The sequence below is a fragment of the Pseudoduganella sp. GW821-FHT05F09 genome (assembly GCF_059419605.1).
On the sequence record NZ_JBWKSD010000007.1, the window covers coordinates 87421 to 108721 of the forward strand.

The 21301-nt window shown below is 63.8% G+C and carries 22 protein-coding genes; 15 read left to right on the forward strand and 7 right to left on the reverse strand.

Translation table 11 applies throughout. The features are described 5' to 3' along the window. Positions 1 to 106: 106 nt before the first annotated feature. The 8 genes from AC07S4_RS22140 to AC07S4_RS22175 all read left to right on the forward strand — a co-directional run bounded on the left by AC07S4_RS22140 (position 107) and on the right by AC07S4_RS22175 (position 6757). A complete protein-coding gene (locus AC07S4_RS22140; RefSeq protein WP_494988675.1) occupies positions 107 to 1105 on the forward strand; it encodes a KpsF/GutQ family sugar-phosphate isomerase in 999 nt (332 codons plus the stop codon). A gap of 1 nt (position 1106) precedes the next feature. Then, a complete protein-coding gene (locus AC07S4_RS22145) occupies positions 1107 to 1646 on the forward strand; it encodes a KdsC family phosphatase (protein WP_494988676.1) in 540 nt (179 codons plus the stop codon). Between the two features lie 38 nt (positions 1647 to 1684). Beyond that, positions 1685 to 2281: an LPS export ABC transporter periplasmic protein LptC gene (lptC, locus tag AC07S4_RS22150; RefSeq protein WP_494988677.1), complete on the forward strand. Its 597-nt coding sequence runs from the start codon at positions 1685 to 1687 to the stop codon at positions 2279 to 2281. Between the two features lie 14 nt (positions 2282 to 2295). After that, positions 2296 to 2892, forward strand: coding sequence for a lipopolysaccharide transport periplasmic protein LptA (lptA, locus tag AC07S4_RS22155; RefSeq protein ID WP_228894576.1), 597 nt, complete (start codon positions 2296 to 2298; stop codon positions 2890 to 2892). Positions 2893 to 2894: 2 nt separating this feature from the next. Continuing rightward, on the forward strand, positions 2895 to 3656 hold the full coding sequence (gene lptB / locus AC07S4_RS22160; protein ID WP_494988678.1) for an LPS export ABC transporter ATP-binding protein: 762 nt from the start codon (positions 2895 to 2897) through the stop codon (positions 3654 to 3656). 15 nt (positions 3657 to 3671) lie between these two features. Next, entirely contained in the window at positions 3672 to 5156 is a 1485-nt protein-coding gene (locus AC07S4_RS22165) for an RNA polymerase factor sigma-54 (RefSeq protein WP_161071377.1), read from the forward strand. 69 nt (positions 5157 to 5225) lie between these two features. Then, complete coding sequence (gene hpf, locus AC07S4_RS22170; protein WP_161071376.1) at positions 5226 to 5582, forward strand: ribosome hibernation-promoting factor, HPF/YfiA family; 357 nt, start codon at positions 5226 to 5228, stop codon at positions 5580 to 5582. Positions 5583 to 5677: 95 nt separating this feature from the next. Next, positions 5678 to 6757 (forward strand): enoyl-CoA hydratase/isomerase family protein, encoded by a 1080-nt coding sequence (locus AC07S4_RS22175; RefSeq protein WP_494988679.1) that lies wholly within the window; start codon positions 5678 to 5680, stop codon positions 6755 to 6757. Positions 6758 to 6781: 24 nt separating this feature from the next. Here AC07S4_RS22175 and rapZ read toward each other — a convergent pair whose 3' ends face one another. From rapZ to ilvA, 5 genes are all read right to left on the reverse strand, one after another. Next, positions 6782 to 7645, reverse strand: coding sequence for an RNase adapter RapZ (gene rapZ / locus AC07S4_RS22180; protein WP_494988680.1), 864 nt, complete (start codon positions 7643 to 7645; stop codon positions 6782 to 6784). Positions 7646 to 7716: 71 nt separating this feature from the next. Beyond that, entirely contained in the window at positions 7717 to 8652 is a 936-nt protein-coding gene (gene hprK / locus AC07S4_RS22185; protein WP_056404135.1) for an HPr(Ser) kinase/phosphatase, read from the reverse strand. Positions 8653 to 8695: 43 nt separating this feature from the next. Next, positions 8696 to 9178, reverse strand: a complete 483-nt coding sequence (locus AC07S4_RS22190) for a PTS sugar transporter subunit IIA (protein ID WP_107870025.1) — start codon at positions 9176 to 9178, stop codon at positions 8696 to 8698. A gap of 369 nt (positions 9179 to 9547) precedes the next feature. Beyond that, a complete protein-coding gene (queF, locus tag AC07S4_RS22195) occupies positions 9548 to 10381 on the reverse strand; it encodes an NADPH-dependent 7-cyano-7-deazaguanine reductase QueF (RefSeq protein WP_494988681.1) in 834 nt (277 codons plus the stop codon). Positions 10382 to 10469: 88 nt separating this feature from the next. Next, on the reverse strand, positions 10470 to 12116 hold the full coding sequence (ilvA, locus tag AC07S4_RS22200) for a threonine ammonia-lyase, biosynthetic (RefSeq protein WP_494988682.1): 1647 nt from the start codon (positions 12114 to 12116) through the stop codon (positions 10470 to 10472). 22 nt (positions 12117 to 12138) lie between these two features. Here ilvA and AC07S4_RS22205 point away from each other — a divergent pair, with 22 nt between their 5' ends. From AC07S4_RS22205 to AC07S4_RS22230, 6 genes are all read left to right on the forward strand, one after another. Then, positions 12139 to 12633, forward strand: coding sequence for a YqaA family protein (locus tag AC07S4_RS22205; protein WP_494988683.1), 495 nt, complete (start codon positions 12139 to 12141; stop codon positions 12631 to 12633). Positions 12634 to 12849: 216 nt separating this feature from the next. Further along, positions 12850 to 16854, forward strand: a complete 4005-nt coding sequence (locus AC07S4_RS22210) for a DUF3683 domain-containing protein (protein ID WP_494988684.1) — start codon at positions 12850 to 12852, stop codon at positions 16852 to 16854. Further along, positions 16851 to 17297 (forward strand): HIT family protein, encoded by a 447-nt coding sequence (locus AC07S4_RS22215; protein ID WP_494988685.1) that lies wholly within the window; start codon positions 16851 to 16853, stop codon positions 17295 to 17297. Before AC07S4_RS22210 ends, AC07S4_RS22215 begins: the two co-directional genes overlap by 4 nt. Continuing rightward, positions 17294 to 17710, forward strand: coding sequence for a gamma-butyrobetaine hydroxylase family protein (locus AC07S4_RS22220; RefSeq protein WP_494988686.1), 417 nt, complete (start codon positions 17294 to 17296; stop codon positions 17708 to 17710). Before AC07S4_RS22215 ends, AC07S4_RS22220 begins: the two co-directional genes overlap by 4 nt. Positions 17711 to 17821: 111 nt before the next feature. Continuing rightward, a complete protein-coding gene (locus tag AC07S4_RS22225; protein ID WP_494988687.1) occupies positions 17822 to 18172 on the forward strand; it encodes a YciI family protein in 351 nt (116 codons plus the stop codon). A 71-nt stretch (positions 18173 to 18243) separates the two neighbouring features. Continuing rightward, positions 18244 to 19569 (forward strand): RNA polymerase sigma factor, encoded by a 1326-nt coding sequence (locus AC07S4_RS22230; RefSeq protein WP_494988688.1) that lies wholly within the window; start codon positions 18244 to 18246, stop codon positions 19567 to 19569. 111 nt (positions 19570 to 19680) lie between these two features. On the opposite strand, the gene AC07S4_RS22235 is transcribed toward AC07S4_RS22230, so the two are convergent. Together AC07S4_RS22235 and AC07S4_RS22240 are read right to left on the reverse strand one after the other, a co-directional pair. Beyond that, entirely contained in the window at positions 19681 to 19965 is a 285-nt protein-coding gene (locus AC07S4_RS22235; protein ID WP_494988689.1) for a hypothetical protein, read from the reverse strand. After that, positions 19962 to 20582, reverse strand: coding sequence for a PIN domain-containing protein (locus tag AC07S4_RS22240; RefSeq protein ID WP_494988690.1), 621 nt, complete (start codon positions 20580 to 20582; stop codon positions 19962 to 19964). Before AC07S4_RS22240 ends, AC07S4_RS22235 begins: the two co-directional genes overlap by 4 nt. Between AC07S4_RS22240 and ubiE the strand changes: the two genes are divergently transcribed. Continuing rightward, on the forward strand, positions 20565 to 21299 hold the full coding sequence (gene ubiE / locus AC07S4_RS22245) for a bifunctional demethylmenaquinone methyltransferase/2-methoxy-6-polyprenyl-1,4-benzoquinol methylase UbiE (protein WP_228894591.1): 735 nt from the start codon (positions 20565 to 20567) through the stop codon (positions 21297 to 21299). The genes AC07S4_RS22240 and ubiE overlap by 18 nt on opposite strands. Positions 21300 to 21301 lie beyond the last annotated feature (2 nt).

Genomic DNA, 21301 nt, shown 5'->3' on the forward strand with positions numbered 1-21301 from the left:
GCGGTTCCCGGTCAGCGGCCCATCCCGTTGTTTGTTGGGACTGGCAAGTTTTTTGCTTTCGCAATTCGGCTATACTTCCGGCATGAGTGTAACCGATGGAAATCCCATGCTGAAAGCTTTTGACAACAATACGGCCGAACGCGCGCTGGCGCTGGCCCGAGAAACCCTGCAGATCGAGGCGGACGCCATCATCGCCATGCATGCGCGCCTGGCCACCGACGACAGCGTCGGCAAGGCGGTCGCGTTGTTGCTGAACTGCAAAGGTCGCGTTGTGGTGTCCGGCATCGGCAAATCCGGCCATATCGCGCGCAAGATCGCCGCCACCCTGGCCTCCACCGGCACCCCGGCGCTGTTCGTGCACCCGGCCGAAGCCGCGCACGGCGACCTGGGCATGGTCACGCCCGAGGACGCCTTTATCGCCATCTCCTATTCCGGCGAAAGCTCGGAGCTGATGGCCATCCTGCCGGTGGTCAAGCGCATGGGCAGCACCCTGATTTCCATGACCGGCAAGCCCGGCTCCAGCCTGGCCAAGCTGGCCGACGTGCACCTGGACGTGTCGGTCGACAAGGAAGCCTGCCCGATGAACCTGGCGCCCACCGCCAGCACCACCGTGACCCTGGCGCTGGGCGACGCGCTGGCCGTGGCGCTGCTGGACCTGCGCGGCTTCAAGGAGGAAGACTTCGCCCGCTCGCATCCGGGCGGCGCCCTGGGCCGCCGCCTGCTGACCCATGTGCGCGACGTGATGCGCAGCGGCGACGCGGTTCCCGCCGTGGGCCTGGACACGCGCCTGCCGGACGCGCTGCTGGAAATCACCCAGAAGGGCATGGGCATGACCGCCATCGTCGACGCGGACAAGCGCCCGGTGGGCGTGTTCACCGACGGCGATTTGCGCCGCATGATAGAAAAAGTGCAGGATTTCAGCAAAGTGATCATCCGCGATGTGATGCACGCCAATCCGCGCAGCATTTCGCCTGATAAGCTGGCGGTGGACGCCGTCGCCATCATGGAGCAGTTCCGCATCAACCAGATGCTGGTGGTGGACGCGGACGGCAAGCTGGCCGGCGCGCTGCATATCCACGACCTGACCCGCGCCAAGGTGATCTGAGATGAACCAAGCCTACAACCTGGAAAACGTGGCGCGCGCCGCCAAAATCAAGCTGATGATCTTCGACGTGGACGGCGTGCTCACCGACGGCAGCCTGCACTACGGCCCGGATGGCGAAGTGATGAAGACCTTCAATGTGCACGACGGCCTGGGCATCAAGCTGCTGCAGGAAGCCGGCATTCTGACCGCCATCATCAGCGCGCGCCGTTCGCCGCAGGTGACGGCCCGCGCCAAGGACCTGGGCATCGAGTTTGTGCACCAGGGCGGCCACGACAAGCTGACCCCGTTCAACGACCTGCTGGCCAAGACCGGCCTGGGCGCGGACGAGGTGGGCTTTATCGGCGACGACGTGGTGGACCTGACGATATTGAAGCGCGTGGGCTTCGCCGTGGGCGTGCCCAACGGCCGCGCCGACGTGCTGAGCCGCGTGCACCACGTGACCGGGGCGCACGGCGGCCGCGGCGCGGTGCGCGAGGTGTGCGAGTTCGTGCTGCGCGCCACCGGCAATTACGACAAGGTCATGGCCCAGTTCCTGGTCTGAAGGGTCATGATGCAGAGGTTTAATAATGCAGGGGTTGAATGATGCGTAAACGTACCGCGCACCGCTGGCGCCTGAGCATGACCCTGGTGATCGGGGTCTTTTTCGCCTTCGGCACCTTCTGGCTGGTGCAACTGATGAACCGGGGCGAGGAGGACATGCTGGCCGACAAGCGCCTGAACGAGCCCGATTACATCATCGAGCAGTTCAGCGTGGTGCGCATGGCCAAGGACGGCAAGCCGAGCTATATCGTGTCCGGCGACAAGCTGGTGCACCGGCCCATCGACGACGCCTCGGAGATCGACAAGCCGGTGGTGCGCAACCTGAGCAGCGCGCACCCGCCGATGGACATGAAGGCCGACCACGCCCGCGTGGACGAGAACAACTCGCGCGTGCAGTTGAAGGGCAATGTGCAGATCGACCGCGCAGCGCAGGACAAGGGCCAGGCGATGCAGATGACGACGCAGGCGCTCACCGTCTACCCGGACGAGGACCGCATGGAAACCAACCAGGCCGTGCAGATCGTGCAGGGCGGCGCCACCGCCACCGGCGCGGGCATGAAGGCGAACAACGCCACGCGCCAGGTTGTACTGCAGGGACGCGGGCGGATTGTGTATCCGCCGGCGCAAACTAAATAGTGAATGGACAGACGATGAAAAAACTCCTGATTTCGGCCCTGCTGCTGTGCGCGGCCGGGCTGGTGCAGGCCGAGAAGGCCGACTCCACCAAGCCCACGCTGATCGACTACGACAACGCCGACGTCGACGACGTCAAGCAGATCAGCACCTTCACCGGCAACGTGGTGCTCACGCGCGGCACGCTGCTGATGAAAGCGGCCAAGGCGGTCGTGACCAAGGACCCGCAAGGTTACCAGTACGTGACGCTCACCAGCGCCGGCGGCAAGCCGACCACCTTCCGCCAGAAGCGCGACGGCGAAGGCGAGCAGTGGATGGAAGGCGAGGCCGAGCGCATCGAATACGACGGCAAGAACGAGCTGGTGAAGCTGTTCGTGCGCGCCAAGGTGCGCCGCCTGGAAGGCAGCAAGCCGAGCGACGAAGTGTCGGGCGAGTTCATCTCCTACGACAGCCGCCGCGAGCAGTTCAGCGTGCGCAACACCGCCAGCGGCGAAGGCAAGACCGGCGGCGGCCGCGGCACCATGGTGATCCAGCCGTCCACGCCCAAGCCGGCCGCCCCGGCCGCTCCTGCTGCGCCGGCCGCGCCGGTACAGCAACCGCCAGCGGGGAAATAACCATGGCTGAAGCAATGCAAAGCTGCGCCAGCACCCTGGTGGTGCGCGGACTGCAGAAGTCCTACGGCAAGCGCCAGGTGGTGCACGACGTGTCGCTGCAGGTGGAATGCGGCGAAGTGGTGGGCCTGCTGGGCCCCAACGGCGCCGGCAAGACCACCTCCTTCTACATGATCGTGGGCCTGGTGCCGTCCGACGCGGGCAGCATCGACATCGCCGGCGTGGACGTGTCGAGCATGCCCATCCACCAGCGCGCCACGCTGGGCCTGTCCTACCTGCCGCAGGAGGCTTCGGTGTTCCGCAAGCTGACGGTGGAGGAGAACATCCGCGCCGTGCTGGAGATCCAGAAGGTCAACGGCAAGGCGCTGAGCAAGCAGGAGATCAACGAGCGCCTGGACCGCCTGCTGGCCGACCTGCAGATCGAGAAGCTGCGCGAGAACGCGGCGCTGTCGCTGTCGGGCGGCGAGCGCCGCCGGGTGGAGATTGCGCGCGCGCTGGCCACCAACCCGCGCTTCGTGCTGCTCGACGAGCCGTTCGCCGGCGTCGATCCGATCGCCGTGATCGAGATCCAGCGCATCGTGCGCTTCCTCAAGGAGCGCGGCATCGGCGTGCTGATCACCGACCACAACGTGCGCGAGACGCTGGGCATTTGCGACCGCGCCTACATCATCAACCAGGGCAGCGTGCTGGCGTCCGGCCGTCCGGACGACATCATCGCCGACGAATCGGTGCGGCGCGTCTACCTCGGCGAACACTTCCGCATGTAATTCCTGACCCAGCCCATGAAACAGTCACTGCAACTCCGCACCTCTCAGCACCTGGCGCTGACGCCGCAACTGCAGCAGTCGATCCGATTGCTGCAGCTGTCCACGCTGGAGCTGCACCAGGAACTGGAACAGCTGCTGGGCGAAAATCCGCTGCTGGAGCGCCTGGATGATCCGCTGGACCGCTCGCTGCGCCTGCTCGGCGACGGCGCCATCAACCAGACCCAGTCCGACGGCGCCGACGCGTCGCCCGCCGACGTGGGCGCGCCGGCGCAGGACAGCGCGCCGGCCGGCGAGGGCGATCCCTTCGACGGCGCCGGCGGCGACAGCGCCAGCGGCGCCGAGGCCGACACCGACTGGAGCGACGCCGGCCGCAGCAAGGCGCCGGACGACGAGGACTCGCGCCCGCAGCTCGAAGCGAGCCACTGCACCCTGCGCGAGCACCTGATGGAGCAGATGCGCGTGACCGTGCAGCAGCCGCGCGACCGCGTGCTGATGGAGCTCATCATCGACGCGCTGGACGAGAACGGCTATCTGGAAGAGCCGCTGGAAGAGATCCATGCACGCCTGCCGGAAGAGGCGGACGTGGAGCTGGAAGAGCTGCAAACGGCGCTGACCCTGCTGCAAAGTTTCGACCCCATCGGCGTGGGCGCGCGCAGCGCCTCCGAGTGCCTGGCGCTGCAGATCAAGCGCATGCCCGGCGTGCCGCTGGTCACGCGCCGCATGGCCATCTGCATCGTGGAAAAACACCTGGCCTGGTTCGCGCAGCGCGAATTCAACAAGCTGAAAAAAGCCCTCGATTGCGACGACGAGGACCTGCGCGAAGCGCAGGCGGTGATACGCCAGTGCAATCCGCACCCGGGCGCCGAGTTCGCTTCCGACGTGTCCGACTACGTGGTGCCGGATGTGATCGTGAAGAAGGCGCGCAATGGCTGGCAGGTCTCCTTGAACAACGACGTGATGCCGCGCCTGCGCGTAAACGCGCTGTACGCCAACATGCTCAAGCAGGGCAAGGGCGAGTCGGCCATGGGCGCGCAGCTGCAGGAAGCCAAGTGGCTGATCAAGAATATGCGCCAGCGTTTCGACACGATTTTGCGCGTGGCGCAGGCGATAGTAGAAAGGCAAAAGAACTTTTTCAGCCATGGCGCGGTTGCCATGAGACCCCTTGTGTTGCGTGAAATTGCTGATACACTGGGACTACACGAGAGCACTATTTCTCGGGTAACAACTCAGAAATACATGCTGACTCCGCATGGGATGTTTGAGTTGAAATATTTCTTTGGCAGCCACGTCGCCACCGAAGCAGGAGGAGAAGCATCCTCGACGGCGATACGGGCGCTGATAGTGCAACTGACAGGAGCTGAAGACCCGAAAAATCCTTTATCCGACAGTAAGATTGCGGACATGCTGGGAGAACAGGGCATGGTAATTGCGCGACGGACTGTTGCCAAATATCGCGAAGCCTTGAAAATCCCTCCGGTAAGTCTGCGTAAAGCTTTGTAGTTTTACTTGGGTTCCCCTGCGCTCAAATAACATTCGATAGCGCATGAGCCCTTATCTTTAGGAGTGTGTATGAATCTCACCATCAGTGGACATCATCTCGAAGTGACCCCCGCCATCCGTGAATACGTGCAGAACAAGCTGGAACGGGTAAAGCGCCATTTCGATCAAGTTATTGATATTGCTGTCATCCTGACTGTAGATAACCTCACCGAGAAAGACAAAAGGCAAAAAGCCGAGATCAACCTGCGCATGTCCGGCAAGACTGTGTACGTGGAAAGCCTGTCGCAAGACCTGTATGCTGCCATCGATACGCTGATCGACAAACTGGACCGCCAAGTCATGAAGTACAAGGCCAAAGTGCAGGAGCATGGCCACGACGCCATCAAGCATCTCCCGGACACGTACGAGCCTGCCGCCACCGCATAAGACGGTCACCGGCACTCCCAACAAAGGGCGCATCTGGCGCCCTTTTTTGCGCCCGCGCTAAAATGGCTGTCTAACAATTATTGAGACAATCAGCCATGAGCGAGCACGTCATCACCCAGGTTGCCAACGCCGCCGGCATCATCACCCTCGACCGCCCCAAGGCGCTCAACTCCCTGTCCCTGTCCATGGTGCGCGCGCTGACCGCCGCGCTGCTGGCCTGGCGCGGCGATGCCGCCGTGGCCGCCGTCGTGATCCGCAGCAGCAGCGCGAAGGCCTTTTGCGCCGGCGGCGACATCCGCTTCTTCCATGAAGTGGGCAACGCCACGCCGCAGGGCGGCAGCGCGCTGCTGGAGGACTTCTTCACCGAGGAATACGCCCTCAACCACCTGATCCACTATTACCCTAAACCGTATATCGCATTAATGGACGGCGTGGTGATGGGCGGCGGCATGGGCATCTCGCAGGGCGGCCCCGGCTGCGGCGTGCGCATCGTGACCGACCGCACCAAGATGGCCATGCCGGAAGTGAACATCGGCCTGTTCCCGGACGTGGGCGGCAGCCATTTCCTGTCGCACGCGCCGGGCAGCCTGGGGCGCTACCTGGGCCTGACCGGGCTGACCGTGGGCGCGGCCGACGCGCTGTACGTGGGCCTGGCGGACTACTACGTGCCGGAGGCCCGCTGGAGCGCGCTGGGCGAGCTGCTGCAGGCCACGCCGGGCGCAGGGCTGCGCGATGCGGTCGCGGCCTTTGCGGGCGGCGTGGGCAGTGCTGGCGCTGGCGTGCTGGAAACCGAACGCGCCGCCATCGAGCGTCACTTCGCGGCGGACAGCGTGGCGGCCATCATGGCCTCGCTGGCGGGCGACGAGGGCGCGTTCGCGCAGAAGGCGCTGAAAGCCATGCAAAGCCGCTCGCCGCTGATGATGTGCGTGACGCTGGAGCTGTTGAAGCGCGGCGCGCGGATGGACGTGGCGGACTGCCTGCGCATGGAGCGCAACCTGGTGCGCCGCAATTTCGAACATGGAGAAGTGCTGGAAGGCGTGCGCGCGCTGGTGATCGACAAGGACAACGCGCCGAAATGGTCGCCCGCCACGCTGGAGGAGGTGACGCCGGAGATGGTGGAGGCCTTTTTCGCGCCGCCGTGGCCAGCGCACGCCCATCCTTTGCGCCACCTGTGACGGCGGGTTACGCGCCCTGATCCATCACGACTGCTCGCGGTGCCGCAACACCACACGTTCCGTCGGATGGAAATGCCGCGCGAGCCGCTCGGCCATATACACCGAGCGGTGCTGCCCGCCCGTGCAGCCCACCGCCACCGTCAGATAGCTGCGGTTATCGGTCTTGAACGACGGCAGCCACTTGCTGACGAAGTCGCGGATATCCTTGAACATTTCCTCCGCGCTGGGCTGCGCGTCCAGGAAGGCGATCACCGGCGCGTCGCGGCCCGTCATCGGGCGCAGCGCCAGGTCGTAATAAGGATTCGGAATCGCCCGCACATCGAACACGAAGTCCGCGTCCAGCGGCACGCCCACCTTGAAAGCAAAGGACTCGAAGAACAGCGTCAGCGGCGCGTTCTCGCTTTGCACCAGGTCCTTGATCCAGGCGCGCAGCTTGTTGGCGCTCAGCTCCGAGGTATCGATCACATGCCCCAGCTGCTCGATGGCCGACAGCCGCTCGCGTTCTTCCGAGATGCATTCGATCAGCGTGCGGCGCGCGGCCGGATTCTGGCCCGGCTTCAATTCATGCGACAGGGGATGGCTGCGGCGCGTTTCCGAGAAGCGCGCCACCAGCGAATGCGTGTTCGCCGTGAGATACATGATCTTGACGTCATGCCCCTGCTGGCGCAGGGCCTGCACGGCGTCCGGCAAGCTGGCCAGCGACTCGGCGCTGCGCGCGTCGACCGCCACGGCCAGCGCCTGCGCGCCCTCGTCGGTCAGCTGCAGCACCAGGTGCGCCAGCAGCGCCGGCGGCAGATTGTCCACACAATAATAGCCCGTGTCCTCGAGGACATTCAGGGCGACGGATTTTCCAGAGCCGGATATACCGGTGATGAGCACGATACGCATAGCTGAAGATGATACATCAAGACTACGCGATAGGTGCGTTAGCACACCAATTGGCGGCGGATGACGACTTATCAGTCCCCGCTCATGGCCTGCCGCTGGCGTTCCATGAACTCCTGCAGCGTATCAATGCCGCGCAGCTGCAGGATGGTATTGCGCACCGCAGCCTCCAGCAGCACCGCGATATTGCGGCCGGCCGCCACGGGAATGACCACCTTGCGGATCGGGAGTCCCAGCACGTCCTCGGTAGGGAACTGGAACGGCAGCCGCTCCACTTCCTCCTCCAGCGCTGAGCGCCGCACCAGGTGCACGATCAGCTTCAGGCGCATCTTGCGGCGCACCGCCGTCTCGCCGAAGATGGCCTTGATGTCCAGCAGCCCCAGCCCCCGCACTTCCAGCAGATTCTGCAGCAGGGCGGGACAGCGCCCCTCTATCATATTGGGCGCAATGCGCGCGAACTCCACCGCATCGTCGGCCACCAGGCCGTGCGAGCGCGAAATCAGCTCCAGGCCCAGCTCCGACTTGCCCAGGCCCGAATCGCCGGTGATCAGCACCCCCACACCCAGCACGTCCATGAACACGCCATGCATGATGATGCGTTGCGCCAGCTTCTTCGACAGGTACACGCGCAGGAAGTCGATCACCTGCGCCGCCGGCAGCGGCGTGGAAAACAGCGGAATGTTCTTTTCGTCGCAGATGGCGAGGATATCGGGGGGCGTTTCCAGACCTTGCGCGATGATGAGCGCAGGCGGCCCGCCAGCGATCAGCTCGCTGATGACGTGGGCGCGCGTGAGCGACTTCAGGCGCTGGTAGTAATTGATTTCCTGGTGCCCGAACACCTGGATGCGGCCCGGGTGGATGGTGTTCAAGTGGCCGACCTGGTCGGCCGCCGAGGCCACATCGCCCGAGATCAGGCGTTCGCCGCCGGGGAAGCCGGCGAACCAGCCGAGCTGCAACGTTTCACGATTGTCGTCGTACAGCCGTTGTATCGTCAGGGGCGTTTGCAGCATAAGCTTGTCTGTTCAGGGTGGAGATACCCTAGTGTAACCTGCTTTAACCTGCTGCTTGCAAGCTCGGCTGCCAATTCACGATGCGGCTGTACACCGATTGCGGGTCCGGATCGCTGGCCAGCGCGGTGCGGAAGCCGTCGTCCGAGAACATTTCGGCGATTTCCGACAGGATTTCCAGATGCTGCTGGGTCACATGGTCCGGTATCAGCAGGAAGAACAGCAGGCTGACCGGCTTGCCGTCCGGCGACTCGAAGGGAATCGGCTCTGCCAGGCGCACAAAGGCCGCCAGCGGCGACTTCAGGCTCTTCATGCCCTTGATGCGTCCGTGCGGCACGGCCACGCCGTGGCCCAGGCCGGTGGAGCCCAGGCGCTCGCGCGCGAACAGATTGTCCGACACGGTGGAGCGGGCAATACCGCAGTTGTTTTCAAAAATCAGGCCGGCTTGCTCGAAAGCGCGCTTTTTGCTGGAAACTTCCAGATCGAGCTGGACGTTTTCGAGGGATAGGATTTTGCTCAGGTTGTTCATAACGCGACGTGGAATGGTGCGGCGCACAAATGTGGCTTGCGAGCAGAATTATAGGCTGGTTTTTTTGCCGTGTAACTTGAATTCGCTTGCGCCATGGCTGGCTCCGCAATCCGCCGCAGTCCGCCTGGGGCAGGCCGTAGCGTTGTTAAATAAGCACTGGCAGGGATATTAGCCATTTCCGCATCGAATGCAAGACAAATGCCAGATTTTTGTCAGGGACTACGCGGATAGGCCGATTTTTGAATGTCTTTTTCAGTTATCGGCTGCAGCTTTGAAAACTGCAACCTTTATTGATTCATTGTAAGACAAAACCGGGCCAAGTGATACATGATTGCGCGCCCCCGCCACAGTTCAGTTATAGATCAAATCTTACTGGCGGGCATTGCGCAAATTCGACGGCATGGCGCCGGTGCTGTAGTTGGCGCGCCAGGGGTTGATGTCTAGTCCGCCGCGCCGCGTATACCTCGCATATACGGCCAGTTGGGTCGGTTTGCAATGGCGCAGTATGTCGGTAAAGATGCGTTCCACGCACTGTTCATGGAATTCGTTGTGCTCGCGGAAACCGATCAGGTAGCGCAGCAGGCTTTCCTGGTCGATTTGCGGACCCGAGTAGCTGATCTGCACGCTGCCCCAGTCCGGCTGGCCGGTCACCAGGCAGTTCGATTTGAGCAGGTGGGAAATAAACACTTCCTCCACCGGCAGGTCGTCCAGGTTGGCTTTCAGCACTTCCGGCTGCGGCGCGTAGTTGTCCACGTCGATGTCCAGGCGGTCCAGCAGCAGGCCGTCCAGCTCGCCCATCTGCAGCTTGGCGAAATCTTCCTGCAAGGTAATGACGACATGCACGCTGGCGCCGGCGGCGGCCGACAGGTCCTGCACCATCAGCGAGCGCAGCGCCTCCTCGTTGGCCAGGCGGGTCTGGTTGAAGGAGTTCAGGTAGAGCTTGAAGGACTTCGATTCGATGATGTTGGGCGAATCGGCCGGGAAAGTGATCCTGGCCACCGCCACCTGCGGCTTGCCGCGCATGTTCAGCCACGACAGCTCGTAGGCGTTCCAGATATCCACGCCGAAGAAGGGCAGCGTGCCCTGCAGGCCGAGTTCGTCGCGCTTGCCCTGGCGCGGGATGGGGAACAGCAGCTCCGGCGCGTAATCGGTGCGGTAGGCGGAGTTTTTGCCCAGCGGGGACAAGTCGGCGGTATTGGTCATGGCAGTAGTTAAAGCTGAGAATAGGCGGAGAACGAAGGACGCATGGTAGCGCAAAAGCCGCGTCCCCGCCGTGGCAACCCGCCTAAGCTCAGCCCAGGAACAGCTTGTACACCGGATTCTGCGACTCGTCCCAGTAGCGGTAGCCGAGCTTGGCCAGGAAGCGCGTGAACTCTTCCATCTCATCCGGCGGCACCTGCAGGCCGATCAGGATGCGCCCCACGTCGCCGCCTTGCGAGCGGTAATGGCACAGCGAGATATTCCAGTTCGGCGCCATCGAATCCAGGAAACGCATCAGCGCGCCCGGGCGTTCGGGGAACTCGAAGCGGTACAGCAGCTCGTCCTTGGCCAGCGCGCTCTTGCCGCCCACCAGGTGGCGCAGGTGGGACTTGGCCAGTTCATCGTGCGTCAGGTCCAGCGTCTTGAAATCGGCCGCCTCGAAGGTGCGCGCCACGGCGCCGGACTCGCCGCGGTCGGAAATCTGCACGCCCACGAACACGTGCGCCTCTTTCTGGTCGCTGATGCGGTAGTTGAACTCGGTCACATTGCGCGGCCCGATCAGCGAGCAGAAGCGCTTGAAGCTGCCGCGCTGCTCGGGCAGGGTCACCGCGAACACCGCCTCGCGCGACTCGCCCAGCTCGGCGCGTTCCGCCACGAAGCGCAGGCGGTCGAAATTCATATTGGCGCCGCTGGCAATGGTGACCAGGGTCTGGTTGCGGACCGGGTTCTTGGTCAGCTCGGCGCGCTCCACATAGGCCTTGGCGCCCGCGATGGCCAGCGCCCCGGACGGTTCCAGGATGCTGCGCGTATCGGTGAACACGTCCTTGATGGCCGCGCACACCGCGTCCGTATCGACAATGATGATGTCGTCCACATACAGCTGCGCCAGGCGGAACGTCTCCTCGCCCACCAGGCGCACGGCGGTGCCGTCCGCGAACAGGCCCACGTCCGCCAGCGTGACGCGCTCGCCCGCCTTCAGGCTCTTGCCCATGGCGTCCGAATCGAAGGTGTGCACGCCGATGATCTTGATGTCCGGCCGCACCTGCTTGACGTAGGCGGCGATGCCCGCCAGCAGCCCGCCGCCGCCTATCGGCACGAAGATGGCGTGGATAGGGCCGTTGTGCTGGCGCAGGATCTCCATGCCGATGGTGCCCTGGCCCGCGATCACGTCCGGATCGTCGAAGGGGTGGACGAAGGTCAGCTTCTGCTCTTTTTCCAGCGTCAGCGCGTGGTTGTAGGCGTCCGTGTAGGACTCGCCGTGCAATATCACTTCCACGCCGGCGCCGCCGCGCGTGCGCACCGCGTCCACCTTCACCTGGGGCGTGGTGGTCGGCATCACGATCACGGCGCGGCAGCCCATCTTGTTGGCCGAGAACGCCAGGCCCTGCGCGTGGTTGCCGGCCGACGCGCAAATCACGCCGCGCTTCAGCTGGCCTTCGCTCAGGTGCGCCATCTTGTTGTAGGCGCCGCGAATCTTGAAGCTGAACACGTCCTGCATGTCTTCGCGCTTGAAATAAATTCGGTTCTGGTAGCGCTGCGACAGGGCAGGCGCCAGCTCAAGCGGCGTTTCGTGGGCCACGTCGTAGACGCGGGCGGTCAGGATCTTCTTCAGGTAGTCGATAGTCATAGTCTGCAATGAGTGATTCGGGGCGTGCTGCAAGGACTTGCTTTCAACGGCGGGTAACCGGGGTGGGGCGGCGCTGTACTGCGTACTGTTGTGTAGTACCTCACGCGCCATGCCGGATCATTATAATGGCAGAATGATTGAATCCACCATCCAGTGGCTGCTGGAGCAGCTGTCCGCGCCGGAAGTCGGCCTGACCTCGGTCTTCTTTGTCAGCTTCGTCTCCGCCACCCTGGTGCCCATGGGGTCCGAACCCATGGTGTTCGCCACCATCAAGGCCAACCCGGAACTGTTCTGGCCCGCCATGGCCGTGGCCACCCTGGGCAACACCCTGGGCGGCGCGCTGGACTACTGGATAGGCTACCGCGCCAAGGTGGCCTTCGCCAAAGAGCGCGAAAGCCGCTGGTTCCGCTGGCTGGCCCGCTACGGCGCCAAGACCATGCTGCTGTCCTGGGTGCCCGGCATCGGCGATCCGCTGTGCACGCTGGGCGGCTGGCTCAAGCTGCCGTTCTGGCCGTCCATCGTCTATATGGCCATCGGCAAGGGCGCGCGCTACCTCACCATGACCACGCTGCTGCTGTATGTGCCCGATGGTGTGTGGAAAACCATAGCCAATGCGCTGGGCGGCTGAGGCTGAATGTATTTTGTGGAAAGCCACTTTCTCCGCATGAAAATTGCTCATCCGGCATGAAAAGGCAGGAAATTGTCTGAAAATACTATTTTTTCGAATTTTTATCGGCCATTTGACGTTCGCGTAACCCCGCGGCGCTCTAAGGCTGTTGGGGCGTGGTGCGGCGCAATAAGTTAGAATGTTCTTCCTTAGGGTCAGTCCGTAGCACATTAAACAATGAACGCCCCCGCACAAATCCAAGCTCTCCTCGCCGAAACGCCAAATGGTCCCGCAGCCACCCGCTTGCGTGAAATCCCTTACAACTACACGTCGTTTTCCGATCGCGAGATCGTCATCCGGCTACTGGGGGAGGAGTCCTGGCAGGTGCTGGACGAGCTGCGCAGCGCGCGCCAGACCGGCCGGTCGGCGCGCATGCTGTACGAAGTGCTGGGCGACATCTGGGCCGTGCGCCGCAATCCCTATCTGCAAGACGACCTGCTGGACAACCCGAAACGCCGCCAGGAACTGATCGACGCCTTGCACCACCGCCTGGCCGAAGTGGACAAGCGCCGCGTGGCCGTGGACGGCGCCGAGGCCGACAAGACCCGCAGCCAGAACGTGGAAAAGCTGCTCAAGGCCGCCAGTCTGGCGGTGGAAGCGTTCGGCGAAGAATTCCGCCAGACCTATGACCTGCGCAAGCGCACCACCAAGGTACTGGGCCGCTACACCGAAAAGCACAACATCTGCTTCGACGGCATGAAGCGCATCTCCCACGTGACCGACGCCACCGACTGGCGCGTCGAGTACCCCTTCGTGGTGCTGACGCCGGACACCGAGGACGAAATGGCCGGCCTGGTGAAGGGCTGCATCGAGCTGGGGCTGACCATCATCCCGCGCGGCGGCGGCACCGGCTACACCGGCGGCGCCATTCCGCTCACGCCGCTGTCGGCCGTCATCAACACCGAAAAGCTGCTCAATCTCGGCAAGGTCGAGATGAAAGTGCTGCCCGGCCTGGACAAGGAATACGCCACCATTTATTCGGGCGCCGGCGTCATCACCAACAAGGTGTCCGAAGCGGCAGAGAAGGCCGGCTTCGTGTTCGCGGTGGACCCGACCTCGGCGCACGCCTCCTGCATCGGCGGCAATATCGCCATGAACGCGGGCGGCAAGAAGGCCGTGCTGTGGGGCACGGCGCTGGACAACCTGGCTTCGTGGAAGATGGTCGATCCGAACGGCGACTGGCTGGAGGTCACGCGCCTGGACCACAACCTGTCCAAGATCCACGACACCCCTCTGGCCCGCTTCAAGCTGGAATGGACGCACCCGAACGCGCGCGGCGAGTCGAAAGGCGAGCCGTTCAAGACCGAGATCCTGGAGATCGCCGGCCGCGTGTTCCGCAAGGAAGGCCTGGGCAAGGACGTGACCGACAAATTCCTGGCCGGCCTGCCGGGCATCCAGAAAGAGGGCTGCGACGGCCTGATCACGTCGGCGCGCTGGATCCTGCACAAGATGCCCAAGCACACCCGCACCGTGTGCCTGGAGTTCTTCGGCCAGGCGCGCGACGCGATCCCGTCGATTGTTGAAATCAAGGACTACCTGGACGGCCTGCCCGCCACCGGCGAAAAATTCGCCACGCTGCGCCTGGCCGGCCTGGAACACCTGGACGAGCGCTACCTGCGCGCGGTGGGCTACGCCACCAAGTCCAAGCGCGGCGTACTGCCCAAGATGGCGCTGTTCGGCGACATCGTCGGCGACGACGAGGACGCGGTGGCCATCGCCGCCTCCGAAGTGGTGCGCCTGGCGAACACCCGCGTGGGCGAGGGCTTCGTGGCCGTGAGCCCGGAAGCGCGCAAGAAATTCTGGCTGGACCGCGCCCGCACCGCCGCCATCGCCAAGCACACCAATGCCTTCAAGATCAATGAAGACGTGGTGATTCCGCTCAACCGCATGGGCGAATACACCGACGGCATCGAGCGCATCAACGTCGAGCTGTCCATCACCAACAAGCTGGAGCTGGCGGGCGAACTGCGGGCCTTCTTCGAAGCGGGCAATCTGCCGGTCGGCAAGAGCGACGACGCCTCCGACGACAAGGTGGGCGACGCCGAAATGCTGGGCGACCGCGCGCAGCAGGCGCTGGCCTTGCTGGAGCAGGTGCAGCAGCGCTGGACCTTCACGCAGGACAACCTGGACCAGCCGCTGTCCGCCGTGCGCGAACAACTGCGCGCGCTGGGCCTGGGCGCGCTGGACGCGGCCTTCGACGAGCGCCTGCAGCGCCAGCCGGACGCCACCCTGTTCGACGTGGTGCAGGACCGCACCGTGCGCGTCAGCTGGAAGCAGGAAATCCGCGCCGTGCTGCGCCAGATCTTCAACGGCGGCGCCTTCAAGCTGATCCTGGACGAGGCCACCGCCATCCACAAGCGCGTGCTGCGCGGCCGCGTGTTCGTGGCGCTGCACATGCACGCCGGCGACGGCAACGTGCACACCAACCTGCCGGTGAACTCGGACCACTACGAGATGCTGCAGCTGGCGCACAAGGCCGTGGCGCGCATCATGAAGCTGGCCCGTTCGCTGAACGGCGTGATCTCGGGCGAGCACGGCATCGGCATCACCAAGCTGGAATTCCTGACCGAAGAAGAAATCGTCAACTTCCGCGAGTACAAGCTGCGCGTCGATCCGGAAGGCCGCTTCAACAAGGGCAAGCTGCTCAACCTGCCGGGCATGGACGCCGACCTGTCCAACGCCTACACCCCGTCTTTCGGCCTGATGGGCCACGAATCGCTGATCATGCAGCAAAGCGATATCGGCGAAATCGCCAACAGCGTCAAGGACTGCCTGCGCTGCGGCAAATGCAAACCCGTGTGCTCGACCCACGTGCCGCGCGCCAACCTGCTGTACTCGCCGCGCGACAAGATCCTGGCGACGTCCTCGCTGATCGAAGCCTTCCTGTACGAAGAGCAGACCCGGCGCGGCATCTCCATCAAGCACTGGGAAGAATTCGAGGACGTGGCCGACCACTGCACGGTTTGCCACAAATGCGTCACGCCCTGTCCGGTCAACATCGACTTCGGCGACGTGTCGATGAATATGCGCAACCTGCTGCGCAAGATGGACAAGCGCAGCTTCAACCCGGGCAAGGCGGCGGCCATGTTCTTCCTGAACGCGACCGACCCCACCACCATCAACACGGTGCGCCAGGGCATGGTGGGCGTGGCCTACAAGGCCCAGCGCCTGGGCAACGACGTGCTGAAGAAATTCGCCCGCAGCCAGACCAAGGCGCCGCCGCCGACGGTGGGCAAGCCGCCCATCAAAGAGCAGGTGATCCACTTCATCAACAAGAAGATGCCGGGCAACCTGCCGAAGAAGACCGCGCGCGCGCTGCTCGACATCGAAGACAACAAGATGATCCCCATCATCCGCGACCCGAAGAAAACCACGGCCGACACCGAAGCCGTGTTCTACTTCCCGGGCTGCGGTTCGGAGCGCCTGTTCTCGCAAGTGGGCCTCGCCACCCAGGCCATGCTGTGGGAAGTGGGCGTGCAGACCGTGCTGCCGCCGGGCTACCTGTGCTGCGGCTATCCGCAGCGCGGCGCGGGCGACTTCGACAAGGCCGACAAGATGGTGACGGACAACCGCGTGCTGTTCCACCGCATGGCCAACACCCTGAACTACCTGGACATCAAGACCGTGGTGGTCTCGTGCGGCACCTGCTACGACCAGCTGGCGTCCTACGAGTTCGAAAAGATCTTCCCCGGCTGCCGCATCATGGACATCCATGAATACCTGCTGGAGAAGAACGTCAAGCTGGAAGGCGTGAACGGCACCCGCTATATGTACCACGACCCTTGCCACTCGCCGATGAAGATGCAGGACCCGCTGAAAACGGTGAACTCGCTCATCACCACGGTGGACAGCACCAAGATCGAGAAGAACGACCGCTGCTGCGGCGACTCCGGCACGCTGATGGCGGCGCGCCCGGACATCTCGACCCAGGTCCGCTTCCGCAAGGAAGAGGAAATGGTGAAGGGCGCCGACAAGCTGCGCGCCGACGGCTTTACCGGCGAAGTGAAGATCCTGACCAGCTGCCCGGCCTGCCTGGGCGGCGTGTCGCGCTACAATGAAGACGCCGGCACCACGGCCGACTACATCGTGGTGGAGATCGCCAAGCATCTGCTGGGCGAGAACTGGATGCCGGACTACGTGGCCAAGGCCAACAACGGCGGCATCGAGCGGGTGCTGGTATGACGGCCCGTCCTTGCGAACTGTGCGCGCTGCTGGCCGACGCGTCCGCCGACACCCTGATCTGGCGCGACGGCAAGCTGAGCGCCTTGCTGGTCAACGAGCCCAACTACCCCGGCTTCGCGCGCGTGGTGTGGAACCAGCACGTCAAGGAAATGACGGACCTGTCGCCCGCCGACCGCGCGGCCGTGATGAACGCCGTGTGGCAGGTGGAAGCGGCGGTGCGCGAAGTGATGAAGCCGGCCAAGGTCAACCTGGCCAGCTTCGGCAACATGACGCCGCACGTGCACTGGCACATTATTCCGCGCTACACTGACGACGTGCATTTCCCCAATCCCACCTGGGGCGAAGCGCAGCGCGAGCCGGAGCCGATGTCCCTGGCCGGCCGCGGCGCGCTGCTGCAGAAGCTGCGCGAGACCATCGTCTCCAATCTGTCGAAAGCATCATGAAACAAGCTACCGGCCTCACGGTCCACAACAAATCGCGCATCCTCGAAGTGAGCTTCGACGACGGCGCCACCTTCGAACTGCCATTCGAACTGCTGCGCGTGTACTCGCCGTCGGCCGAAGTGAAAGGGCATGGGGCGGGGCAGGAAGTGCTACAAGTGGGCAAGCGCGAAGTCGGCCTGGCCGGCCTCGAACCGGTGGGCAACTACGCGGTCAAGCCCACCTTCTCGGACGGCCACGACTCCGGCCTCTACACCTGGGACTACCTGTACAAGCTGGGCGCCGAACAGGAACAGCTGTGGCGGGACTACCTGGCGCGGCTGCACGCCGCCGGCTTCGACGGCGACAGCGGCCGCGCCTCCGGCGCAGCCCTGCCCAGCGCGCCCAAGGCGCACGGCTGCGGCCACAAGCACTGACAACGATCCCCGCCCGCCGCGGGGATTTTTTTGCATGGCTGCTGTCGATATTGCCAAAGTCCTTCGTCGTGGTGATGTCCGGATGTCCGGTCGACTTTTGAGGAGAGCAACATGGAATACATGATACTGATCTACGCCGACGAAAAACTGTACAGCGGCATGAACGAGCAGCAGCTCGGCGAGCTGATGCAATCCTATAACGACTACACCCAGCAGCTGATCGCCGCCGGCGTGCTGCGCGGCGGCTCCGAGCTGGCGCCGGTACACACCGCCACCACGGTGCGCGTGCGCGACGGCAAAATCGCCTGCACCGACGGTCCCTTCGCGGAAACCAAGGAGCAGCTGGGCGGCTACTACCTGATCGATTGCGCCAACCTCGACGAAGCCATCCAATGGGCCGCCATGTGCCCCTCCGCCGGCGTCGGCTCGATGGAAGTCCGGCCGCAAATCAAACACGGCTGACCCCATGCCCCCGTCCCAGCAGACTGAGCCGCATTCGGGGTCAGGCCCCGAATGCGGCTCAGCTCGCTAACATGTTGACGCGGGCGGTGGAGGAGGTGTGCCGCCGCGAGGGCGGCCGGGTGCTGGCGGGGCTGATACGGCGCTTCGGCGACTTCAGCCTGGCCGAGGACTTGCTGCAGGATGCCTACAGCAAGGCGCTGGAATGCTGGCCGCGCGACGGCCTGCCCGCCAATCCCGCCGCCTGGCTGACCACCGTGGCCCGCAACGCCGGCCTGGACCACATGCGCCGCGCCGCCCGCACGCTGGACGATTCGACCCAGGTGCTGGCGCAGCTGGCGCAAGAGCCAGCAGACGATGCCGAAGCCGGCTTTGCGCGTGGCGCACTCCCTGCCGCTACCGTCACCGCTGCGCCCGCATCCGGCATGTCCGCCGCAGGCTATTACCTGGCGGTGGACGACGACCGCCTGCGCCTGATCTTCATCTGCTGCCATCCCGCGCTGGCGCCGGGCGCGCAGACCGCGCTGGCCTTGCGCACGCTGTGCGGCCTGTCCACCCGCGAAATCGCGCGCGCCTGCTGCGAGACCGAAGCCACCACCGCCCAGCGCCTGGTGCGCGCCAAGCGCAAGATTGCGGAGGCGCGCATTCCCTTCATCGTGCCCGCGCCGGACCAGCTGCCGGAGCGCCTGGCGCTGGTGCTGCAAGTGATTTATCTGGTGTTCAACGAAGGCTACGGCGCCACCGGCGGCCAGCGCCTGGTGCGCACCGATTTATGCCGCGAAGCGATCCGCCTGGGCCGCCTGATGGCCGAACTGGCCCCGCGCAACGCCGAAGTGCAAGGCCTCTTGGCGCTCATGCTGCTGCAGCACGCCCGCAGCGGCGCGCGCGTGTCGGCCGAAGGCGGGCTGGTGACGCTGGAGTCGCAGGACCGCTCACTGTGGGACGGCGCGGCCATCGCGGAAGGCCTCGCCGTGCTGGACGCCGTGCTGCCGCTGCGCCAGCCCGGCCCCTACCAGATCCAGGCGGCCATCGCCGCATTGCACGGCAAGGCCGCCAGCGCCGCCGCCACCGACTGGCGGCAAATCTCGGCCCTCTACGGCGCGCTGCTGCGCTACCAGCCCACGCCGGTGGTGGAGCTGAACGCCGCCGTCGCTCTCGGCATGGCGCACGGCCCCGCCCAAGGGCTGGCCTGGATCGCCAAGCTGGAGCAGGGCGGCCAGCTGGCGCAGTTCCACTACCTGTACGCGGCCAAGGCCGAGCTGCTGCGCCGCCAGGGCGGTGTGGCAGCAAACGCCGCCGCCATCGCCGCCTACGCGCGCGCCTGCGAACTCACCGCCAATGCGGTTGAGCTGGAATACCTGCGTTCCCGCAGCGCACAGTTGCAGCGGGACGGTCCGTGAGCACCCGGCGCGCCTTCGGTTTGCAAAAGGTGGCGCCCGAACTGCGGCGCCGCAAGCTTTTCCGCATCGCCTATTCCGGCCCGTCCTGCGCAGCTACCGGGGGCTGACGCTCTAGTCCTCGCGCGTGAAAATATAGCGGTACACCGCGCGCTGGTAAGGCGTTAGTTCCCTGAGTGCTTCCGCATTGTGGCCAGGCGCAGGCGGGTCGGTCCCGGGATGGGTTAACTGCCATACTTCCCTTGGTGTGGCCGGCCTGCGGCCGTTGAGTTGTACTCGTTCCCGTATAAGTTTGCTGCTTGCTTTGAATTCAGCGTGTAGTTTGTCTGCTATAGCCTTGCTTTCGTCATCGAGTTCGGGAAAATCGACGTCTTCAGGAAGAGGAGGGAGGCGGTTCATAATTTTTGCTCCATTAATGCAAAAGGGGTGACCAGTTCCGGAAGCCTTAGTTCGTGAGATCGCATGATCATGCGCATCAGTCTGAACTTTGTCGGATTAACTATATCGATGCAGTTCCAGCTTAGGAGAACATCGACGTGATTAATTGCTGCGCAAGCAATATGTTCAGCCTGAGTCCTGGCGTCTGAACTTAGACCTCCGCCCAAAATCAAGAGTTCCCCTAGCATCTTTGCGGCCGAATCTTCGTAAAGGAATTGGTTTTGCGCGCTAAGCGCAAGGCGGTTTTGGGCTAGCAGTGGGATATCTGCCTTGATTTCGTTTTCTACATAGGCGGATGAAAAAGACAGTTTGGGATTGCGCCGTGTGCGCCACCAATGCCGGGTCAGCTGCTGGCAGGCGCGCGTTATAGGATCGCGGCTGGGCGGAGAAGTGAGCAGCTTGATGATGGACGTGTCAATGTAGACGGTATAGCTCATCGTGGCCTCCTGTGCTGCCAGCATAGGCCCGCCAGCGGCGCCCGCTTTCATCCAGATCAAGCCCGGACGGGATTTTCCTTGTTGCGCTTGTATAATGCTGGCAAATCCACAGCTTTCCTGACCATGACCAATACCACCCATTTCGGCTACAAGACCGTCTCCGAAGACGATAAAGTGAAGGAAGTCGCCAAGGTGTTCCACTCGGTGGCCGCCAAATACGACGTGATGAACGACCTGATGTCGGCCGGTCTGCATCGCCTGTGGAAGACGTTTACCATCGCCAACGCGGCCGTGCGCCCGGGTTTTAAATGCCTGGACATCGCCGGCGGCACCGGCGACCTGGCCAAGGCCTTCGCCAGGCAAGCCGGCCCCACCGGCGAGGTGTGGCTGACCGATATCAACGAGTCCATGCTGCGCGTCGGCCGCGACCGCCTCTTGAATCGCGGCCTGGTCACCCCCACCTTGCTGTGTGACGCGGAAAAATTGCCCTTCCCGGACGACTATTTCGACCGCGTCAGCGTCGCTTTCGGCCTGCGCAACATGACGCACAAGGACCAGGCGCTGGCGGAAATGCGCCGCGTGCTGAAACCGGGCGGCAAATTGCTGGTGCTGGAGTTCTCCAAGGTCGCGGAACCCCTGCAAAAGCCCTATGATGTATATTCGTTCTCTGTCCTGCCTTGGCTGGGACAGAAAATCGCCGGCGACGCGGAAAGCTATCGCTATCTGGCGGAATCGATCCGCATGCATCCGGACCAGGAAACCCTGAAAACCATGATGCAGGATGCGGGACTGGAGCGGGTCCAGTATTACAACCTGACGGCAGGTGTGGCCGCTTTGCACACCGGTATCAAACTGTAAGC